This window comes from Pseudoalteromonas sp. ATL1 (assembly GCF_058933015.1).
The window spans coordinates 2,259,275-2,278,917 of record NZ_JBZYXL010000001.1; the positions used below are offsets into that span (position 1 = coordinate 2,259,275).

18 protein-coding genes are annotated in these 19,643 nt (G+C 42.6%); 14 read left to right on the forward strand and 4 right to left on the reverse strand.

Translation table 11 applies throughout. The annotated features are described in order from the left end of the window. Positions 1-36: 36 nt before the first annotated feature. The 3 genes from infC (at position 37) to rplT (ending at position 1,355) form a co-directional block, all read left to right on the forward strand. Entirely contained in the window at positions 37-597 is a 561-nt protein-coding gene (gene infC / locus AC5FX4_RS10235) for a translation initiation factor IF-3 (protein ID WP_105168483.1), read from the forward strand. A 182-nt stretch (positions 598-779) separates the two neighbouring features. After that, positions 780-980, forward strand: a complete 201-nt coding sequence (gene rpmI, locus AC5FX4_RS10240) for a 50S ribosomal protein L35 (protein ID WP_070985175.1) — start codon at positions 780-782, stop codon at positions 978-980. 15 nt (positions 981-995) lie between these two features. Continuing rightward, positions 996-1,355, forward strand: a complete 360-nt coding sequence (gene rplT, locus AC5FX4_RS10245) for a 50S ribosomal protein L20 (protein WP_152086179.1) — start codon at positions 996-998, stop codon at positions 1,353-1,355. A gap of 61 nt (positions 1,356-1,416) precedes the next feature. Here rplT and AC5FX4_RS10250 read toward each other — a convergent pair whose 3' ends face one another. Beyond that, positions 1,417-2,244, reverse strand: a complete 828-nt coding sequence (locus AC5FX4_RS10250; protein WP_493606305.1) for an SDR family oxidoreductase — start codon at positions 2,242-2,244, stop codon at positions 1,417-1,419. Positions 2,245-2,392: 148 nt separating this feature from the next. Here AC5FX4_RS10250 and AC5FX4_RS10255 point away from each other — a divergent pair, with 148 nt between their 5' ends. The 6 genes from AC5FX4_RS10255 to AC5FX4_RS10280 all read left to right on the forward strand — a co-directional run bounded on the left by AC5FX4_RS10255 (position 2,393) and on the right by AC5FX4_RS10280 (position 9,075). Next, on the forward strand, positions 2,393-4,183 hold the full coding sequence (locus AC5FX4_RS10255; RefSeq protein WP_493606306.1) for a M14 family metallopeptidase: 1,791 nt from the start codon (positions 2,393-2,395) through the stop codon (positions 4,181-4,183). Between the two features lies 1 nt (position 4,184). Continuing rightward, entirely contained in the window at positions 4,185-4,826 is a 642-nt protein-coding gene (locus AC5FX4_RS10260; protein WP_493606307.1) for an MBL fold metallo-hydrolase, read from the forward strand. 70 nt (positions 4,827-4,896) lie between these two features. Then, positions 4,897-5,355: an Lrp/AsnC family transcriptional regulator gene (locus AC5FX4_RS10265; protein WP_476293459.1), complete on the forward strand. Its 459-nt coding sequence runs from the start codon at positions 4,897-4,899 to the stop codon at positions 5,353-5,355. Positions 5,356-5,477: 122 nt separating this feature from the next. Further along, positions 5,478-7,034: a SulP family inorganic anion transporter gene (locus AC5FX4_RS10270; protein ID WP_493606308.1), complete on the forward strand. Its 1,557-nt coding sequence runs from the start codon at positions 5,478-5,480 to the stop codon at positions 7,032-7,034. Positions 7,035-7,180: 146 nt separating this feature from the next. Continuing rightward, positions 7,181-8,251 carry a sensor histidine kinase gene (locus AC5FX4_RS10275; protein WP_493607803.1) on the forward strand — a complete coding sequence of 357 codons (1,071 nt, stop codon included), beginning with the start codon at positions 7,181-7,183 and terminating at the stop codon, positions 8,249-8,251. Then, complete coding sequence (locus AC5FX4_RS10280; protein WP_493606309.1) at positions 8,251-9,075, forward strand: LytR/AlgR family response regulator transcription factor; 825 nt, start codon at positions 8,251-8,253, stop codon at positions 9,073-9,075. The genes AC5FX4_RS10275 and AC5FX4_RS10280 overlap by 1 nt, the downstream gene beginning before the upstream one ends. 30 nt (positions 9,076-9,105) lie before the next feature. Here AC5FX4_RS10280 and pyk read toward each other — a convergent pair whose 3' ends face one another. Next, positions 9,106-10,539 carry a pyruvate kinase gene (gene pyk / locus AC5FX4_RS10285; protein ID WP_493606310.1) on the reverse strand — a complete coding sequence of 478 codons (1,434 nt, stop codon included), beginning with the start codon at positions 10,537-10,539 and terminating at the stop codon, positions 9,106-9,108. Between the two features lie 453 nt (positions 10,540-10,992). Between pyk and gnd the strand changes: the two genes are divergently transcribed. After that, complete coding sequence (gnd, locus tag AC5FX4_RS10290; protein WP_493606311.1) at positions 10,993-12,366, forward strand: NADP-dependent phosphogluconate dehydrogenase; 1,374 nt, start codon at positions 10,993-10,995, stop codon at positions 12,364-12,366. Positions 12,367-12,409: 43 nt separating this feature from the next. Here gnd and ansA read toward each other — a convergent pair whose 3' ends face one another. Both ansA and sppA read right to left on the reverse strand, forming a co-directional pair. Continuing rightward, a complete protein-coding gene (gene ansA / locus AC5FX4_RS10295; protein ID WP_493606312.1) occupies positions 12,410-13,420 on the reverse strand; it encodes an asparaginase in 1,011 nt (336 codons plus the stop codon). A 58-nt stretch (positions 13,421-13,478) separates the two neighbouring features. Next, positions 13,479-15,347, reverse strand: coding sequence for a signal peptide peptidase SppA (gene sppA / locus AC5FX4_RS10300; protein WP_493607804.1), 1,869 nt, complete (start codon positions 15,345-15,347; stop codon positions 13,479-13,481). Between the two features lie 265 nt (positions 15,348-15,612). Between sppA and AC5FX4_RS10305 the strand changes: the two genes are divergently transcribed. The 4 genes from AC5FX4_RS10305 to upp all read left to right on the forward strand — a co-directional run bounded on the left by AC5FX4_RS10305 (position 15,613) and on the right by upp (position 19,630). Beyond that, complete coding sequence (locus AC5FX4_RS10305) at positions 15,613-17,574, forward strand: oxidoreductase (RefSeq protein ID WP_493606313.1); 1,962 nt, start codon at positions 15,613-15,615, stop codon at positions 17,572-17,574. Between the two features lie 81 nt (positions 17,575-17,655). After that, positions 17,656-18,354: an HvfX family Cu-binding RiPP maturation protein gene (locus AC5FX4_RS10310; RefSeq protein WP_493606314.1), complete on the forward strand. Its 699-nt coding sequence runs from the start codon at positions 17,656-17,658 to the stop codon at positions 18,352-18,354. An 86-nt stretch (positions 18,355-18,440) separates the two neighbouring features. Then, positions 18,441-18,989 carry an NAD(P)H nitroreductase gene (locus tag AC5FX4_RS10315; protein WP_493606315.1) on the forward strand — a complete coding sequence of 183 codons (549 nt, stop codon included), beginning with the start codon at positions 18,441-18,443 and terminating at the stop codon, positions 18,987-18,989. A gap of 11 nt (positions 18,990-19,000) precedes the next feature. Next, positions 19,001-19,630: a uracil phosphoribosyltransferase gene (gene upp / locus AC5FX4_RS10320; protein WP_493606316.1), complete on the forward strand. Its 630-nt coding sequence runs from the start codon at positions 19,001-19,003 to the stop codon at positions 19,628-19,630. Positions 19,631-19,643: the final 13 nt, after the last annotated feature.

A 19,643-nucleotide genomic window follows, 5' to 3' on the forward strand; every position in this document is an offset into this window, starting at 1 on the left:
ATATGAAAATGCTGCACGCATTTACTTTTGATTTTCTTGGAGGAACGTACCATTAGAGGCGGAAAAAAAGGGCAAACTACAGCTCAAAAAAATCGTATCAATGAAGAAATAACTGCGAAAGAAGTTCGCTTATCTGGCGTCGAAGGTCAGGAAGCGACCATTATGTCGTTAAAAGAAGCTCAAGCGATTGCTGATGAAGCCGGAGTGGATCTAGTAGAGATTAGTCCTAATGCTGAACCTCCTGTCTGTAAGGTGATGGACTACGGTAAGTTCCTTTTTGAAAAAGCAAAATTACAAAAAGAACAAAAGAAAAAGCAAAAGCAGATCCAAATTAAAGAGATCAAGTTCCGTCCTGGCACTGACGAAGGTGACTATCAAGTTAAGCTACGCAGCCTAAGAAAATTCTTAGAAGCTGGCGATAAAGCTAAAATCACAATTCGTTTCCGTGGTCGTGAAATGGCTCACCAAGAAATTGGTATCGAATTACTTAACCGTGTTAAAACTGATTTAGAAGATTTAGCAGTTGTTGAGTCTTTCCCAAATCGTGTTGAAGGGCGTCAGATGGTTATGATGATGTCGCCTATTGCTAAAAAGTAATAAACACGGCATAATGCGCGCGAATTTAGTACAGGTTTAAAGTGTCTTGGACCACCTGTGCTAACCGGTATTGAAGAAAGGGTAGTTCCTTCACCGGATTTGGTTGTGAGTTAGGCCTTAAAAGTGATGGTAACATCCGCCTGCTTACATTGGTTTAAAGCAATACATTTGGAGTTATTGCAATGGCTTATAAGCTAAAATCACACAGAGGCGCAGCTAAGCGTTTCAAAAAGACTGCTTCAGGCGGTTATAAGCGTAAACAGTCGCACCTTCGTCACATTCTGACTAAGAAGTCTTCTAAGCGTAAACTACACTTACGTGCTAAGTCTATGGTTCACAAAAACGACATTGGTCTTATCGACCGTATGTTACCATTCGCTTAATAGGGGATATCAGAAATGGCAAGAGTTAAACGCGGTGTTATCGCACGTGCACGTCACAAAAAAGTATTAAAGCAAGCTAAAGGTTACTACGGAGCACGTTCACGTGTTTACCGCGTAGCTTTCCAAGCAGTAACTAAAGCAGGTCAATACGCATACCGTGACCGTCGCGCTAAGAAACGTACTTTCCGTCAATTATGGATTGCACGTATCAACGCTGCAGCACGTCAAAACGGCCTTTCTTACAGCCGTTTCATCGATGGTCTTAAAAAATCATCTGTTGAAATCGATCGTAAGATCCTAGCTGATATCGCAGTATACGACCAAGTAGCTTTCGCAGCATTAGTTGCTAAAGCAAAAGACGGTCTAGCTGCTTAATAAGCACTAAAGCTTATTCCCTAAAAAAGGAGCCAATGGCTCCTTTTTTTGATCTTATCATTTAGCGATTTTTTATTAGCACTTTATCCATTAAGTTTGTGCTTAAAACGCGTTTTAAATAACCCATTAAGTAAGTGGGAAAAGTCACATAGTATCTTGGTTTAGCGCGCTTTGCTGTTAAGGCGTGTAACAGCTTTTTATACACAGCTTCTGGCGGTAAGGTAAATGGTTGCGGTGCAGTTGTCGCTGCGAGTCGGTTTAATTGTGCATTGTATTCTTGTTCATAGGGGCTTGATGAAATATCAATGTTATCGACAAACGCCTGTTTGGCATTTTCTCTAAATTTAGATGCGATTGGTCCCGGCTCAATTAAACTGATTTGAATGTTGGTGCCTTTTAGTTCCATACGCATAGTATCCGTAAGGCCTTCTAAGGCAAACTTGCTGGCGTTATACGCCCCACGAAATGGTAATGCAACCAGCCCTAAAACTGATGAGTTATGAATAATTCGACCAGCACCATTTTTTCGCATATGTTTTACAGCAAGGTTTGTGAGTGTGTGCCAAGCAAAAAAGTTTACATCGAATTGTTGACGCAAAACCTGGGTAGGCAAGTCTTCGACGGCACCAGGCTGCCCGTAAGCGCCATTATTAAAAAGTGCGTCGAGCTTACCATCGCAAAGTTTGAGTGCTGCTTCAAATCCTTGTTGAATACTATTTTCATCACTAAGGTCAATGTGAATACATTGCACCCCTTGTGAATTGAGTTTTTCTACATCAGCTGCTTTTCTGCAAGATGCAATTACATTGAACCCCGCCTCTTTCAAAGCGTGAGCGCAGTAGTAGCCAATGCCCGAAGAGCATCCCGTAATAAGAATTGATTTTGTCATAAAAGCCTTCTTGGACAGTTTATGGTCCTGATAATTGTGAGCGTTATGTTATTAGCTGCATATTTTTGTTGAATCACCGCACATTGTAAGATGTTAACTAAAATATTGATATAATTGTGCAATCTAGGCTGAAAATTGAGAAATATAAATGATAGCAAGCATGATTATGTTAGCTGCAAGCTTGTCATTAGATGGTCACTTGCCACCGTTGATGCCGTGGCAAGGGCAGAGCACAAACTTGATACAAAAAAGTGGGCCATTGACTACCGACTTTGAATTAAGTGACGGTTTAAATTCGCCCGATTACCAACAAACTATGGCGTTTGTAGAGCGTTTGGTCGCGGCGAACCCAACTCAATTTAAAGCCATAGATATAGGCTTTAGCGATTCAGGCCAAGCCATCAAAATGCTGATTGCGTCAGAAGACGGGCAATTCTCGGCGGCAATGTTACGTAACAGCGAAAAGCCGACTTTGTTGATCCAAGCGGGGATCCATGCCGGTGAAATCGATGGCAAAGATGCGGGATTCATGATGCTAAGAGACGTTGCACTTGGTAAGCGACGAGATCTGTTGAGTAAGGCGAACATCTTGTTCATCCCCATTTTAAATGTTGATGGCCACGCGCGTCGCAGCAAATATAATCGGATTAATCAGCGTGGCCCAGTAGAGATGGGTTTTAGAACGAATGGCAAGAATTTAAATTTAAATCGTGACTACACAAAACTGGATACCCCAGGTATTCAAGCTGTGTTAAAAGTGATAAATGACTATCAGCCAAGTCTGTATTTAGATGTGCATGTCACTGACGGTGCGGATTATCAGTACGACATAACATATGGTTTTAATCCGGTATTTGCGAGCGAATCCCCCTCTATTGCAAAAGTGTTGAGCGACAACATTTCACCTGTGATAGACAAAGCATTGTTAAAACAAGGGCATACCCCTGGGCCTTTAGTTTTTGTTATGGACAAAAGAGACTTTAAAAAAGGTCTCGCTGGTTGGGTTGCGAGCCCTCGCTTTTCAAATGGTTGGGGAGATTTAGCTGGTGTGCCGACCATTCTTGTGGAAAATCATTCTCTTAAGCCGTACAAGCAAAGAGTATTAGGCACGTACGTATTATATGATGGGGTGATTTCAGCATTGGCGGAGCATAAAGCCCAACTTGGTGTAGCGGTGAAAATTGATGCCGAACGTAGAGCAAAAGAGTTGGTGGTCGAGCGCTCATATTCCGATAAGCCGGAACACATTGAGTTTAAAGGTATCGCTTACAAGCAATTTCAAAGTGCAATATCAGGCCAATTGGAAGCGAAATATTTAGGAACAGCGGAGCATTACGAGGCCTTGCCTATTTTTTGGCAAAAAGAAGTCGCAAAAACCGTGAAAGTGCCAGACGCGTTTTATATTCCACCCACGTATCCTGAAATTGTGGAGAAGTTAAAGCTGCATGGTATTGAAATTGAAAAAGTACAATTAGCTGACAACGCTACTTTATTACTAAAGCAGGCTTCAATACAGGAGTATGAATTTGACAAAGTGCCATTTGAAGGCCGCTTTAGAGTGAGTGCAAAATTTACTCTATCAACATTGAGCAGCGCAGACGTAATTGGCTGGTATCGAGTTACTACAGAGCAACCCAAGGGCCGACTGGCTACGCATTTATTACATCCCGAAGCACCCGACTCATTTTTCAGCTGGGGGGAGTTCAATACGGTTTTCCAAAGAACCGAGTATGTTGAAAATTATGCATTAGAGCCTTTCGCACGTTCCATGTTAAAAGAGAATCCAGCGATGGCACTAGAGTTCGATCGCAAAATTCGTGAAGATGATAAATTTGCAAAGAACCCGAAGGCAAGAATGGAGTGGCTTTATGCACAGACACCGTATTATGATCAGGGCTATTTAAAATACCCTGTCCTCATGTCGTTCAAGGAGAAGTAAGGTGAAAGTACAAACGGTGCCAGTCACCTCTTTTATGCAGAATACGCGCTTTATTACGTGCGAAAAGTCTCATAAAAGCGCGATTGTCGACCCCGGTGGCGAGACTCAAAAGCTACTCGCACACATCAAACAATATGAGCTTGATGTTGAATGTATATTGCTTACCCATGGTCATTTAGATCATGTGGGTGCTGCAGAAGAGCTTAAACAGCTGCTAAATATAAAAATCATTGGCCCGCATAAGGATGAGATGTTCTGGTTTGACGCGTTACCAATGCAAGCGCAAATGTTTGGTTTTCAAGCGCAAGCGCCTTTTTATCCCGACAAGTGGTTGCAACATAATGCGCGTATTGTGGTTGGGGAAACGGAATTATTAGTATTGCATTGCCCTGGGCATACACCTGGACATGTTGTTTTTTATAATGAAAAATCGGCGCAAGTGTTTGTTGGTGATGTGTTATTTAAAGGCTCGGTTGGCCGTACTGATTTCCCAAAAGGAAATGCGGCGCAATTGCAGCAATCAATTAGAGAGCAGTTATTTACGCTACCTGACAATACGCAAGTGATGTCAGGTCACGGAGAAAACACCACCATAGGGTATGAAAAACAAAATAACCCATTTATGAGTGGACGATTTGGTTAACGAAGGGGCGGACAAATGCTTTGTCTGCATGTATAATTTTTTCCACTGACTAAAATTTAAAGAAAAAACAATGTCATTAAATCAGGTTGATCGCCAAATATTGGCACTATTGCAGCAGGACGCAAGTCTTTCCACAGCAGAAATCGCTGACAAAGTTGGTCTTTCACAATCGCCTTGTTGGCGTCGAATTGCCAAACTAGAACAGGATGGATATATCAAAGGGAAAGTTGCTTTGTTAGATGAAAAGCAGCTTGGATTTGATATGTTAGTGTACGCACACGTTCGTTTGTCGAATCATGGCAAAAATAATTTGGCTGAATTTGAAAAGCTAATTATGAGCTATGACGAAGTGACAGAGTGCTACACCATGGCTGGCACGATGGATTTTATGCTGAGAATTATTTCTCGTGGTATCGAAGGTTATGAGTTGTTTGTCAGAGACAATTTACTTAATTTAGAGTACGTGCAAGAGGTGCATTCAAATGTGACCATGACTTGTGTGAAACGTACGACAGCGTTGCCATTGTAATATTTGAGCAGTTGTCATAGAGCTGTCGCCAGTTCGCTATAATATTGGCATCTAGTTTGTGAAAAGCGCTGATTTTTGTTAAGATCCAGCGCTTTTCTGTATGTTGTAAAACGAGGATGTGAATGTTTAATTTAATCAGCAAAGCGCCGAGCTCTGCTAAAAATGACATCTTGTCTGGCTTGACCGTTGCGCTTGCATTGGTGCCAGAAGCGGTCGCCTTTGCGTTCGTAGCGCAAGTAGATCCACTAGTTGGTCTTTATGCTGCGTTTATTGTTGGTTTAATTACGTCAATTTTCGGTGGCCGTCCTGGCATGATCTCGGGCGCGACAGGTGCGCTAGCCGTTGTTATGGTAAGTCTGGTTGTTGAGCATGGGGTTGAATACCTATTCGCGACCGTGCTACTCATGGGCATACTGCAAATACTTGCGGGAGTTTTTAAGTTAGGTAAGTTCATACGCATGGTACCGCATCCAGTGATGTTGGGTTTTGTAAATGGATTAGCCATCGTTATTTTTCTTGCTCAGCTTGGTCAGTTTAAGGTATCGGATGCCCAAGGTCAGCTACAGTGGATGCAGGGCGCTGAGCTCTACATCATGCTTGGCTTAGTTGCTTTGACCATGTTTATTATTCACTTCCTACCTAAAGTAACAACCGCCGTGCCTTCTTCATTAGCTGCGATTTTAGTGGTAACTGGTTTGGTGATTGGTCTTGATTTGGATGCACGCAACGTACTGGATTATTTGAAAGATATGTCAGGCAATGTGAATGCGACAATTGCAGGTGGCCTGCCTCAATTCCACATTCCTCAAGTGCCATTTAACTTAGAAACCTTATATATCATTTTCCCTTATGCACTTGTTCTAGCGGCAATTGGTTTAATTGAGTCATTGCTGACTTTGACACTAATTGATGAAATTACAGAAACTCGTGGTAACAGTAATCGCGAATGTATTGGCCAAGGTGCTGCAAACATGACCTGTGGTGTATTTGGTGCGATGGGTGGTTGTGCCATGATAGGTCAATCAATGATCAACATTAACTCAGGTGGTCGCAGCCGTTTATCTGGTATTACTGCTGCAGTGTTACTTTTAGCGTTTATTTTATTCGCTGCAAACTTGATTGAAATGATCCCGCTGGCGGCCTTGGTGGGTGTAATGTTCATGGTGGTACTGGGTACATTTGAATGGTCGAGTTTTAGATTAATGAAACGTATTCCTAAGACTGATGCGTTCGTGATCGTATTGGTATCAGGTGTTACTGTTGTGACCGATTTGGCAATCGCTGTGTGTGTGGGTGTGATAGTGTCAGCGCTGGTTTTTGCGTGGGAACATGCAAAGCACATTTACACGAATAACTATATCGACGAACAAGGTTCTAAAGTATACGAGCTTCATGGCCCGCTATTTTTCGGTTCAGTTAAAAACTTTGCTGAACTATTTGACGTAAATACGGACCCTGCAGATGTTATTATCGAGTTTAAATACAGTCGAGTAGCTGATCACAGTGCTATTGAAGCCATTGATAGCTTGGCAGAACGATATACCAAAGCAGGTAAAAAGTTACATTTACGTCACTTAAGTCAAGATTGTAAAGACTTGCTTGAGAAAGCTCGTGATTTGGTTGAAGTCAATGTGATTGAAGATCCAACCTACAAGGTTGCGTCAGATAAACTTGCATAACCTTTACATATTTAAGAAACATAAAAGGCACTACGGTGCCTTTTTTAATTTGCGCTGGAACGTAAGAAAAGCAAGACCACTAGCAGTGATCCAAAAACCAGCACTGAGATATAATTTAATAAGCATACTGGGAGTTGATTAAACAGTTGAAATGGCAAGCACTCGTCGATAATCGACAACGATTTTTTTGGGTTTTACAAATAGCCGGCTGGTTTGGATACGCGCTGGTTAATTACATTGGCTCAAAAGTATTTGAAATGCGCGACATCTATGTGTTTGTGATCGTGTTGAATGCTTATGCAGGCTGTCTAATGACAGTGCCGCTTCGATACTTGTACCGTCGAGTATGGAACGCGTCGCCATGGGTACTGATCTTAGTGGTGTTTGGTGCTTCATATTTAACCGGCACACTCTGGGCTGTGGTACAGAAGTTTAATCTTTGGGAAATTTACCGCCATGGCTACCGGCCAGAAGAATGGTTTTACTATTTTCAACAAGGCCTAGATTCGGTCTACATCGTGCTATGTTGGAGTGGTTTGTATTTTGGCGTTAAGTACTACCAACTATTGCAAAGTGAGCGGCAAAAAGCGCTGAAAGCCAATACAATGGCACATGAAGCGCAGTTAAAAATGTTGCGTTATCAGCTTAACCCCCATTTTTTATTTAATACGCTTAACGCGATATCAACTTTGATTTTGGTTGAAGAAAACAAAGATGCAAACCAAATGGTTGCAAGGCTAAGTGACTTCTTACGCTACACACTCAACACAGATCCAATTAAAAAAGTCGCGCTGGAGCAAGAGCTTCACGCTTTACAGCTGTATTTAGAAATTGAAAAAGTACGTTTTGATGAGCGCTTAGCGATTGAAGTTGAAGTGAGTGACGAAGCGAAGCAAGCACTTGTACCGAGCCTGATCTTACAACCAATAATTGAAAACTCAATTAAATATGCGATTGCTCATTTAGTAGAAGGCGGTAAGCTAGAGATAAAAGCACAAGTTTTCGCCAACGAGCTGTTGTTAGAAGTCGGTGATAATGGTCCAGGCGCAGAGATTGAGAATGGACAGCTTACGAGTGCGCAGGGAGTTGGCATTGCCAACACCATAGACAGATTAAAAACATTATACGAAAACAATTATTCTTTTGTGTTGTCGCATAATGAGCCCAGTGGATTAAAAGTAAATATTCGTGTCCCTTTTGAGAAGGCTAAGAAGTAATGAGCAAAATTAAAGCGTTGATTGTTGATGATGAACCTTTGGCAAGAAAGGGCCTAGCGGTACGCTTAAAAGAATTTTCAGACATTGATGTTGTTGAGCTATGTAGTGGTGGCCAACAAGCGATTGATGCCTGTCACGATAAAGATATTGATTTAGTTTTTTTAGATATCCAAATGCCGGGTATGAACGGGTTTGAAGTTGCAAGAGCGTTGAGCGAGAGTGTAAAACCACTTCCCGCTATCGTATTTGTAACTGCTTTTGATCAGTATGCCGTTCAAGCATTTGAGATCCATGCATTGGATTACATTTTAAAACCCGTTGATGACAACAGACTAAAACAGGCGGTGGAAAAAGTGCAAAGTTACTTAAAAACACAACAAGATAACGCTCACAAGAAAAAGCTAGCGAGCTTTGTAGCAGGGATCACAGGGAATAATTGCGAAGAAATACTCAAAAAATTAGCAACGGGTGATGCATTAGTTGATAAAAAGTACCCGGAGTCTCTTGCTGTGAAAGAGCAGGGCGAAATTATTCGCGTATCAACAGCTTCAATTCAGTGGGTCGATGCGGCTGGCGACTATATGTGTTTGCATTGCAGCGATGGCCAAACGCATATCTTACGAAAAACCATGAAAGAGCTAGAGCAGGAGTTAGACCCAGCATTATTTGTGCGTGTACATCGCTCCGCTATTGTAAATACCAAACAAATTAGCAAGCTTGTGACGCAAAGTAGCGGTGAATATTTACTGGTGTTAGATAATGGTCAAGAATTGAAAGTAAGCCGCAGTTACAGAGATAAAGTGAAAGCCGCTTTGGCAAGTTAAGCAGCCTTTGCAGGCTGCTTGGAAGGACGATTATACAGTAACAATTTTCATCGTATTTGTTGCACCTACGGTTTCCATTGCATCACCGTGGGTCAGGATCACCGTGTCACCTGGCTGTAATGAACCCGCTTCAACAAGTGTGTTAAGTGCATCTTTTACCATTGTTTGGTCTGAACACTTTGTCGAATCAAAGTAGACTGGGTATACACCGCGATATAGTGCAGTTTGACCAAGTGTACTTGTATGGCGAGATAGTGAATAGATAGGTAATCCCGAGCTAATACGTGACATCAACTTGGCCGTTTTTCCAGATTCAGTTAATGCAACAATCGCTTTAACCGTGCCAAGGTGATTTGCAGCATACATTGCTGAAAGCGCCAGAGTCTCAGATGTATCTGCAAACATACTATCTAAACGATGTTTAGATACGTGTATTTCAGGTTGTGATTCTGCACCCAAACAAACACGCGCCATCGTTGCCACAGTTTCTTCTGGATAATCACCTGCAGCGGTTTCAGCTGATAGCATGACCGCATCTGTACCGTCTAACACTGCGTTTGCAACATCCATAACCTCTGCGCGTGTAGGCATTGGGTTATCAATCATTGACTCCATCATTTGTGTTGCTGTGATCACAGTGCGATTTAGCGAGCGAGCGCGACGGATGATCAGTTTTTGCTTGCCTACTAAGGCTGCATCACCAATTTCAACACCTAAATCACCACGGGCAACCATAACAGCGTCAGACGCTAGAATGATGTCATCCACAGCTTCTTGGCTTTCTACCGCTTCCGCGCGTTCAATTTTGGCAAGCAGTTGAGCATTCGAGCCTGCTTGTTCTGCTAAAGAACGCACGTAGCGCATGTCATCGCCACTACGAGGGAATGATACGGCAATATAATCCACGCCAATTTCAGTTGCAGTGATCAGGTCTTCTTTATCTTTTTCAGTAAACGCCGGTGCGGTTAAGCCTCCACCTAAACGGTTGATGCCTTTGTTGTTTGATAGCACGCCACCTACTTTGACGGTTGTATGTACTAGGTGCCCTTCTACGCCTTCAACGGTCAGTTGAATTAAACCGTCGTTTAACAATAGCAAGTCACCTTTGCTGACGTCTTGTGGCAATTCTTTATAGTCGATGCCTACCGCATCAACCGTGCCTTCACCTTTGCCCATTTGTGCATCAAGGATGAATTTTGCGCCAACTTCTAAATTTACCTTGCCGTCTTTAAAAGTTGAAACACGGATCTTTGGACCCTGTAGATCGGCTAAGATGGCAATATGCTTACCTAGCTTTTTTGCGATGTCACGTACAGCTTGCGCTCGGTCTTTATGGTCTTGAGCAACACCGTGGGAGAAATTAAGTCTGACAACGTTCGCGCCAGCTTGGATAATTTTTTCTAAATTGTTGTTTCTGTCTGTTGCAGGTCCAAGTGTCGCTACGATTTTTGTGCGTCTAAGCATCAGGATCTCCTGTAAACCTATTCGTTATAGGGCTATTTTATTTGCTACTGATTTATTACAACATCATTTATTGAAAATATGCGAATGAGACGGCATAGATTCTAAAAATTATCATTCATGTTAAAAAGATTTGCCACAAAAGGCTTTTTAACACTTCGATTAAATTATATGATCTGTATGACGTCATTATGACACCGGTGTCAGTGGAGGTCAATCACTGATATTGTTGCTTAAAAAATATACAGAGAGTGTTTTGTACTTCAGTTTTCTGAGTTTTTGGTTCAGAGAGTTATATAAATTTAGATCTTGATTTCGCTGTTTTTTAAAATCACCCTTCGCTGAGAGGGGAGTTGCTATAATTGGTCAGCGCCTAGCTTCTTATTAAGGCTAGGGTATAATGCGTGTCGAAGTACAAAATACTCACAAAATTGTAGTTACCGAGGAGGAAACTAAATGCAGGTTGCATTAGTTGGTTTGGGTGTGATGGGGAAAAACCTCGCGCTGAATCTTATCGAGAAGGGGTTAACATTAGTTGCCTATGACAAAAACCCCGACGCAGGCGCTGAGCTATTAAGCTGTGCTCAATCACTTGGCTTGGCTGAGCGCTTACACATAGTTTCAGATCTCGGTGATATGGTAAGACGCTTAGAGTCGCCACGTTCTATCTTGTTACTTGTGCCTGCTGGTGAGCTGGTTGATAGAGTGTGTACAGACTTAATTGAAGCGGGTGTAGCAAAAGAAGACATCATTGTCGACTGTGGTAATAGTAACTATAAAGATGGCATTGCGCGTAAGCTCAAATATCAAAATAAATTTGAATTTGCCACAATGGGAATTTCAGGCGGTGCTGAAGGCGCTCGCCATGGTCCTGCAATGATGGCCAGTGGTTCAGAAGGTGGCTGGGAGCGTGTCGAGCCATGGTTTGAAAAAGTTGCAGCGAGCTACAATGGTGAGTCTTGCTTTGCCCGTGTTGGCCAATCAGCCAGCGGCCACTTTGTTAAAATGGTCCATAACGGCATTGAATATGCGCTTATGCAACTGATTGCAGAAGTGTATCAGTTATTGCGCCATGGTACGGGCCGAAGCTGTAAAGAAGTGGCAGAGATCTTTGAGCAATGGTCACAAGGTGCATTAAACAGCTACTTACTTTCTATTTCTAGCCACATCCTTAGTTTAGAAACAGACGAAAATGAGCCGCTTGTTGATCTCATCGACAACAAAGTAGGCGCAAAAGGCACAGGTCTTTGGACTGCACAAAATGCCCTAGAGTTGGGTATTGCCGTGCCATCTCTAGTGGCAGCGGTACAGGCTCGTCATTTAACCAATACAATCGATACACACGCAGCAAAAGAAATGACTTACGCTGCAAAATCAACAGTGAAAGTAGATGTTGATTTAGAAGAGCTAAAAGATGCATTTTATCTAGCAAGTTTATTGTGTTATCGCCAAGGTCTTGCGTTAATTAAAGGTGCTTCACGTACTCATCAATGGAAGGTCGACCTCGCTAAAACACTTCAAACATGGCGCGCCGGATGTATTATTCGCGCAGATTATCTAGATGATATTGCACAGGGTGTTGAGTTTATAGATACGCTTGGTAAAGAAAGTGATGCACTACGTAAAGTTACCGGTCTTGCTGTAGCAAGTGGTTTAGCTTTCCCAGTATTGGCATCGACGCAAACCTACATTGCGACGCTAAGTACCCCAAGCAATGGCCATTTGGTACAAGCGCAACGTGATTACTTTGGCGAGCATGGTGTTAAAACGCACCAAGGCGAAACTTGTCATTTAACTGACTTGGCAGAGCTAGAGTCAAAAGTACGCTAATAAATATTAAAAGTAAAAAGCCGGCGACTGTTCGCCGGCTTTTTTATCGAGTGAGTTCACCACGCAAATTATCTTGCATAAGGTGCCTGACGGTTTCAAGTTCTAACTTTTGACTAAACAAATAGTGTAGTTTGGCGATACACGCTTCGAGTGTCATGTCAAAACCACTGATCACACCGCTATTTAATAAGGCATTGCCCGTTGCATAACCGCCCATATTGACTTGACCCTGGATACACTGAGTTAAGTTGATCAGTACCACACCACGTTCACTTGCAGCCTTTAAAGCCGCTAAAAATGCAGGCTGTTGCGGGGCATTACCAACGCCAAAACTCAAAATAATCAGCGCTTTTATGTCGCCGTTAATAACATTATTGATAATGTCGATGTCAATCCCAGGGTATAGGTACAAGATGCCAATATTCTGAGGCACAATCGGGGTGACTTGTAGTGCCTGATCAGCATACGGGCTCAGCTTGCCTTCTTTGAGCTGAATATTAATACCAGACTGTGCTAATGGTTGCAGGTTAGGGGAAGCAAACGCATCGAAACCATCTGCATGGGCTTTGGTTGCTCTATTGCCTCGGAACAATTTGTTATTAAAGAATAAACTGACTTCGGCAATGGGGTAATTAGCAGCCAGATACATGGCATTGAGCAGATTTACCTGACCATCGGAGCGTAGTTGCGACAGCGGGATCTGTGAGCCTGTCACTATCACAGGTTTAGTTAAATTCTCAAACATGAAAGATAACGCGGATGCGGTATAGGCCATGGTATCGGTACCGTGAAGAACCACAAACCCATCATATTGCTCGTACTTTTGCTGTATATCATCAGCAATCATTTGCCAATGCATCGGCGACATATCTGAAGAGTCAATCAATGGACAATATTCGTGAATATCAAACAATGGCATTTCATCTCGAGTGAATTCCGCATTGTTTTTGACGGTTTCCGTTAGGTAACCTTCTGCAGGGATATAACCTCGGCTCGATTGTTTCATACCAATCGTACCGCCAGTATAAGCAATGTATATTTTTTTTCTTTTCATAAAAAAGCCCAGATTAGGTTCTGGGCTTAGTATATCAACTGCAGCATCACATTGGCAGTTAGAAACTTACCTCACACACCATACAGCGGGTGTAAGTGTCATTTGGATCGTTAAACTGATTCAAAATCGTTAAATTGTTTTCAACTTGACTGGTGATAGGGGCTAGGTAGCCGCTTGCCAGTTGTGTCATTGGTGAAGACACTTTTAAGCTAGAAATCGCAGAGCTTACAATCGATGTTGCGAAAATATCGTGTAGCAACTGTTCTTTCTCAGTCAGTTCTTGTTCTATTGTGATCACATCATAAAAATCGAGTTTGGCTAACTTAGCCGCCGCTTCGATGGCGTCTTGCTTGTAGCCTAAGTGGTCAATTAAACCAAATTCTTTGGCTTGCGTTGCAGTCCATACACGGCCTTGTGCTACTTTATCAACCGCTTCTTTGTCCATGCCACGTTCTTGAGCCACCAACGAGATAAACTTGTCGTATGAATTCTCAACGCTAAGTTGGAAAATATCGGCTAAGCGCTTGTCGATACCACGAGTTACTGAAATACCGCTTAGTTCAGTGGTTGCAACGCCGTCAGAGTAAATACCAAGCTCTTTTAAAGAGTTTTCAAAAGTTAGCATGGCACCAAATACACCAATTGACCCTGTGATTGTGCTAGGTGCCGCCCAGATCTCATTCGCAGAGGCTGCAATCCAGTAACCGCCCGACGCCGCAACTGAACCCATTGAAGCGATAACAGGCTTACCAGCAGCTTTAATTGCAAGTACTTCATTACGGATGGTTTCGGAAGCAAACATACTGCCACCGCCTGAGTCGATTCTTAGTACAACCGCTTTAACCTTGTCGTTTAGGCGTGCTTTTTTCAACAGAGCCGCTGTTGAGTCACCACCAATGGTGCCTGCTTTTTGTTTACCATTTACAATATTTCCGCGAGCAACAATTACTGCGACTTTTTCTGTAACAGGGTTTTCAAATTGTACGGCTGGTTTAACCACATCCAAGTATTTCTCGAATGAAATTTGCTTGTACGATTTACCACTGCGGTTTTTGCCAACTAATTCCATCAGCTCTTCTTGAAGTTGCTGATTGGTTTTAAGTTCATCTACCCAGCCATTTTGCAGTGCGTATTGAGCCCAATCACCATTCACAGCTTGTATTTTGCTTGCAAAGTCATTGAGCGTTTCATCAAAGTTAGTCATGTCAAACTGACGCGCTTCGCTGATCTCATTTTTGTATTGTTGCCATAACTCACCTAACCATAGACGATTGGCTTCTTTGGCTGCGTCTGACATGTCATTACGGATCAATGGCTCAATTGCAGACTTATAAGTACCCACTCTAAAGATGTGTTGCGTGACTTTTAGTTTATCTAGCGCATCTTTAAAATACATGGGATAAGATGCAAAGCCTTTAATATCGACACTGCCATATGGGTGCATCGAAATGGTATCGGCATGAGAAGCTAGGTAATACTGGGCTTGAGAGTAATGTGCGCCATGGGCAATTACTTTTTTACCTGTCGCTTTAAACTCGTCAATGGCTTGGCTGATCACCTCTAGTTTGTCTAGATGGCCGCCATATAACTTTTCAAGGTCTAGTAACAATACGCCGATACGCGCATCATCTTTTGCGCTGTGAAGCACATCGAGTACGTCATCAAGCAGTATTTCTTTAGGTTGATCACTTGAGTCGCTGATGTCTTGAAATGCAGCATCAATCGGATCAATGTAAGTAAGTTCCTCAACTAGGTAACCATTAAGATTTAGCCTAAGTACGCTATTGTCTGCGATTTTTGCTTCTTTATCGCCACTAAAGGCAGCGATTAGCGCAGCCGCGATAAGGAAGATAAAGATAAGGTTGAACACCAAACGACGTGAAAAATTGAGGGTATTCCACAGAATTTTAAAAAATTTACCAATCAGACTCAAAGCGATTCCCCATTCAATAAACTGTCTAATCTATCATTTGGTTATCATAACCTAGTTTGATTTCGGGTGTTACCTGAAAAACGTAACGAAGTATTTATTGAGTGTAAAAAAGCCAATAAAAACATTAGCAAAGTACATATATTGCGCGGTTTAAGTAGGGGTCATACTTGAAACATTTAATTTACTTTATATAGACGCTTGCTAAATCTTAGAAAATTGATAATGTTGCACAGGTTAGACCAGTTAGTTGGGGCAAGTAATGTTAGAAAAACAATTAGAATTGAAGCACACTACGCTTCGAAACCGCTTGGTCATGGGATCAATGCACACAGGATTAGAAGAGGGATGGCACAATCGTAAGCGTTTAAGTGCGTTTTACGAGGAACGCGCCAAAGGCGGTACAGGGTTACTTATAACTGGCGGCTATAGTCCAAATTTGCGAGGGAAGCTGACCCCAATATCATCTTCTTTTAATTCTTATTACGATGTGATCAAACATAAAGCGTACACAAAAGCTGTGCATGACCATGGTGCAAAAATTTGCTTACAATTGCTACATGCTGGTCGCTATGCTTACCATCCATTTAATGTCGCACCCAGTGCGATAAAAGCGCCAATTAATCCGTATAAACCTAAAGCTATGTCTATAAGCATGATCAAGGCAACCATCAAAGACTTTGCGCGCTCCGCAAAGCTTGCCGAAAAAGCAGGATATGATGGTGTAGAGATCATGGGCTCTGAGGGGTATTTGATCAACGAATTTATGGCGAATCACACCAACAAGCGCACCGATGAATATGGCGGTAGTTTAGAAAATCGTATGCGTTTGGCAGTCGAGACCGTAAAAGCGGTGCGTGCAGCAGTTAGTGATGGCTTTTTAATTATTTTTAGATTGTCTGTGATGGACCTTATTCCGAATGGTTCAACCGCAGACGAGGTTACCGCTCAAGCTAAAGCGCTTGAAGCTGCAGGCGTCGATATTTTAAATACAGGTATCGGCTGGCATGAAGCGCGTGTACCAACAATTGCCAGTATGGTGCCACCGGGTGCATTTAAAGAAGCATCTAAGCGCTTAAAAGACGTGGTTGATATTCCGGTAATTGCGGTCAACCGTATTAATACGCCTGATATTGCAAACGGTATTTTAGCAGCGCAAGAGGCTGATTTGATTTCGATGGCCCGTCCTTTATTGGCTGATCCCGAGTTCTTTAATAAATATGCAGCGGATAAAAGCGAACAAATCAATGTGTGTATTGGCTGCAACCAAGGTTGTTTGGACCACGTATTTAAGGGTAAACGTGCAACCTGCTTAGTGAATCCACAAGCTGGCTTTGAGCTGGATTATCCTCTTACGCCTACGGCAAATAAAAAGAACGTACTAGTTGTGGGTGCGGGCCCTGCAGGACTGTCGGCAAGTTATTATCTGGCGAGCAAAGGGCATTCGGTCAAGCTAATTGACAAAAGTACTCAGCCAGGTGGTCAGTTCAATTTGGCGATGCAAATTCCGGGTAAAGAAGATTTTAAAAAGACGCTTAAATATTACTTGCATGAAATTGAGCGTTTAGGTGTTGAGTTGTGCTTGGGCACTGAATATCAGTCAAGCATGGACAGTGAATTTGACGACATTGTATTTGCAACGGGCGTGAGCCCGCGTTTGTCGAACATTGAGTGCAGTGATGGCAAACGTGTGTATGCCTACGATGAAGTGATCAGAAAAGAAGTGGAACTGGGCAATAAAATCGCTATTTTAGGCGCTGGTGGTATTGGCTTTGATATGGTTGCTTTTTTGGCTGAGAAGCCAGAGCAATCAATTGACGAGTTTAAGCATCATTGGGGCATTGAATGTGACGCGCAACCACTCAAAGATCCGCGCAAGCTGTATATGCTGAAGCGCAGTCCAGGTCGTTTTGGTAGTGAATTAGGCAAAACCACGGGTTGGATCCATCGACAAGTTGCAAAACAGCACGAAGTGGAACAAATTGCAGAGTGTGAATACATCGCCTTTTCTGATAAAGGTTTGCTTATAAAGCAAGCGGGAGAAGAAAAATGGCTAGATGTTGATACGGTTATAGCGTGTATTGGTCAAGTGTCTAACGATAAGTTGTTTAACAAAGAAGCGTTGCCAACTAATCACCATGTAATTGGTGGTGCGAAGCTGGCAAGCGCTATTGATGCAAAACGCGCCATTTACGAAGCTCTGCAAGCTGCTAGATTAATTTAATATTCATATTTGTAATAAAAAAACGAACCTAACGGTCTATTCTGGTAATTATGAAACTTTTGATTACCAAATAGGCCGTTTATGATCTGTAAGTTGTACAAGCTTTACCAATGCATCGTTGAAAAATCTCAATTATTCAGTGGTGTCCCCCCCTTATTGTTTCGCCTAATCTTAGGCCCAGTTATGATCATTGCAGGATATAGCAAGCTCAACCTTGCCAAAGAAGATGTATCGTTTCCAGCGAACCTCTTAGCAGATGAGAGTGTGGTTTCATGGTTTGGTAATACAGAGTGGGGGTTGGGCTTACCGTTTCCTGATTTATTAGCACTTATTGCAGGCTGGGCCGAGCTTTTGGGCGGCTGGCTATTGTTACTTGGTCTGTTAACTCGCTTTGTTGCCATTCCATTGCTTGTCACTATGTTTATTGCAGCAATCAGTGTGCATTGGGAAAATGGTTGGTTTTCAGTTACCCCGACGAATCCTGACACAAGTGCTGTACAAGTATTTGAATGGATGGGCATACCCGCCGCACAAGCAAGCCTCGAAAATAGTGTTCAAGCAGCAGAGCGACTTGAAAAAATTAAATCACTCATAGATACCCATGGTTACCCAGATTACTTATACGAAAATGGCGGCATTGTTATTTTGAACAATGGTATTGAATTTGCGGCGATTTACTTTGCTATGTTACTGAGTTTGATTTTTACCGGTGGTGGGCGTTTTGTTAGCTTAGATCATTGGGTAAAGCGATATGGTAAAAAGTATTGTATTGAAAGTTAAGATAAAAACTAATAAACGATAGATGATGTAAAGATACGATGGTATTCTTTCACTTAACAAGAATGATATTCAATTAGGTGACAACAATGGATGCCATCGAGCTACTAACCACACGCCAATCAGACAGCAATTTGTCGTTTCCTGGCCCTTCACAAGAACAATTAGAGATCATAAAAAAAGCGGCCTTAAAAGTACCAGATCATGGCGGTTTAGCGCCTTGGAAGTTTATTGTTGTGCAAGGCGAAGGAAGAGAAAAGCTAGGTGAAATATACCATCAGGCTGCGGTTGCAGAAAACCAAGATGAGCGAACAATTAGCCGAGCCAAAGAATTACCGCAACGTGCGCCGATGTTGATCATCGCTATTTGTCCGTTCCAAGAGCACCCAAAAGTTCCACGTATCGAACAGATAGAAAGCGCGGCATGTAGTGTGTTTGCAATGCAGCAGGCAGCATTTGCGCAGCGTTTGTCTGGCGTTTGGCGCACAGGTTATTTTGCGCAAAGCCCAATGGTTAAATCTTTGCTAGGTTTAAATGAGCAAGATGAAATTGTGGGTTACCTGTATTTGGGCACACCAACGGTCGCTTGTACTAAACCTGTTCGCCATAAAAGCGAATCGTTTTTTAGTGAACTGTAAGGAATATCGCCATGTCACTACACATTATTGACCATCCACTCGTACAACATAAGCTGGCCCTGCTACGCGAGTTTGGTATTAGCACTAAGAGCTTTCGCGAATTAGTATCAGAAATTGGCACTTTGCTGACTTACGAAGCAACGAAAGACATGCCATTGCAAACTCAGACGATAAAAGGCTGGGAAGGCAATGATATTGAAGTATCAAAGCTGCTAGGCAAAAAAATTACTGTCGTGCCAATTTTACGTGCAGGCTTGGGGATGATGGAAGGTGTGATGGAATTGATCCCATCTGCAAAAGTCAGTGTTGTTGGTTTGCAGCGTAATGAGGAAACCCTTGAGCCTGTGCCGTATTTTGAAAAGCTGGTGGGTAACATTGATAAGCGTCTGAGCTTAGTGATCGACCCGATGCTTGCAACGGGCGGCTCGATGATAGCCACGATTGATATGCTCAAAAAAGCAGGGTGTACACACATTAAAGCGATTGTGCTTGTTGCCGCACCTGAAGGCGTTAAAGCCACACTGGAAGCGCACCCAGATATCGAGATTTATACGGCCGCATTAGACAGCCATCTGAATGAGCATGGTTACATAGTGCCGGGCTTAGGCGATGCAGGTGACAAGATATTTGGTACGGTTTAACCACAAGCGAAAT

Excerpts from the sequence above, each read along its gene's own strand:
- rpmI (WP_070985175.1), top strand. The coding sequence starts at position 780 with ATGGCTTATAAGCTAAAATCACACAGAGGCGCAGCTAAGCGTTTCAAA.
- rplT (WP_152086179.1), top strand. The coding sequence starts at position 996 with ATGGCAAGAGTTAAACGCGGTGTTATCGCACGTGCACGTCACAAAAAA.
- AC5FX4_RS10250 (WP_493606305.1), bottom strand. The coding sequence starts at position 2,244 with ATGACAAAATCAATTCTTATTACGGGATGCTCTTCGGGCATTGGCTAC.
- AC5FX4_RS10255 (WP_493606306.1), top strand. The coding sequence starts at position 2,393 with ATGATAGCAAGCATGATTATGTTAGCTGCAAGCTTGTCATTAGATGGT.
- AC5FX4_RS10265 (WP_476293459.1), top strand. The coding sequence starts at position 4,897 with ATGTCATTAAATCAGGTTGATCGCCAAATATTGGCACTATTGCAGCAG.
- AC5FX4_RS10270 (WP_493606308.1), top strand. The coding sequence starts at position 5,478 with ATGTTTAATTTAATCAGCAAAGCGCCGAGCTCTGCTAAAAATGACATC.
- AC5FX4_RS10280 (WP_493606309.1), top strand. The coding sequence starts at position 8,251 with ATGAGCAAAATTAAAGCGTTGATTGTTGATGATGAACCTTTGGCAAGA.
- pyk (WP_493606310.1), bottom strand. The coding sequence starts at position 10,539 with ATGCTTAGACGCACAAAAATCGTAGCGACACTTGGACCTGCAACAGAC.
- gnd (WP_493606311.1), top strand. The coding sequence starts at position 10,993 with ATGCAGGTTGCATTAGTTGGTTTGGGTGTGATGGGGAAAAACCTCGCG.
- ansA (WP_493606312.1), bottom strand. The coding sequence starts at position 13,420 with ATGAAAAGAAAAAAAATATACATTGCTTATACTGGCGGTACGATTGGT.
- AC5FX4_RS10305 (WP_493606313.1), top strand. The coding sequence starts at position 15,613 with ATGTTAGAAAAACAATTAGAATTGAAGCACACTACGCTTCGAAACCGC.
- AC5FX4_RS10310 (WP_493606314.1), top strand. The coding sequence starts at position 17,656 with ATGATCTGTAAGTTGTACAAGCTTTACCAATGCATCGTTGAAAAATCT.
- AC5FX4_RS10315 (WP_493606315.1), top strand. The coding sequence starts at position 18,441 with ATGGATGCCATCGAGCTACTAACCACACGCCAATCAGACAGCAATTTG.
- upp (WP_493606316.1), top strand. The coding sequence starts at position 19,001 with ATGTCACTACACATTATTGACCATCCACTCGTACAACATAAGCTGGCC.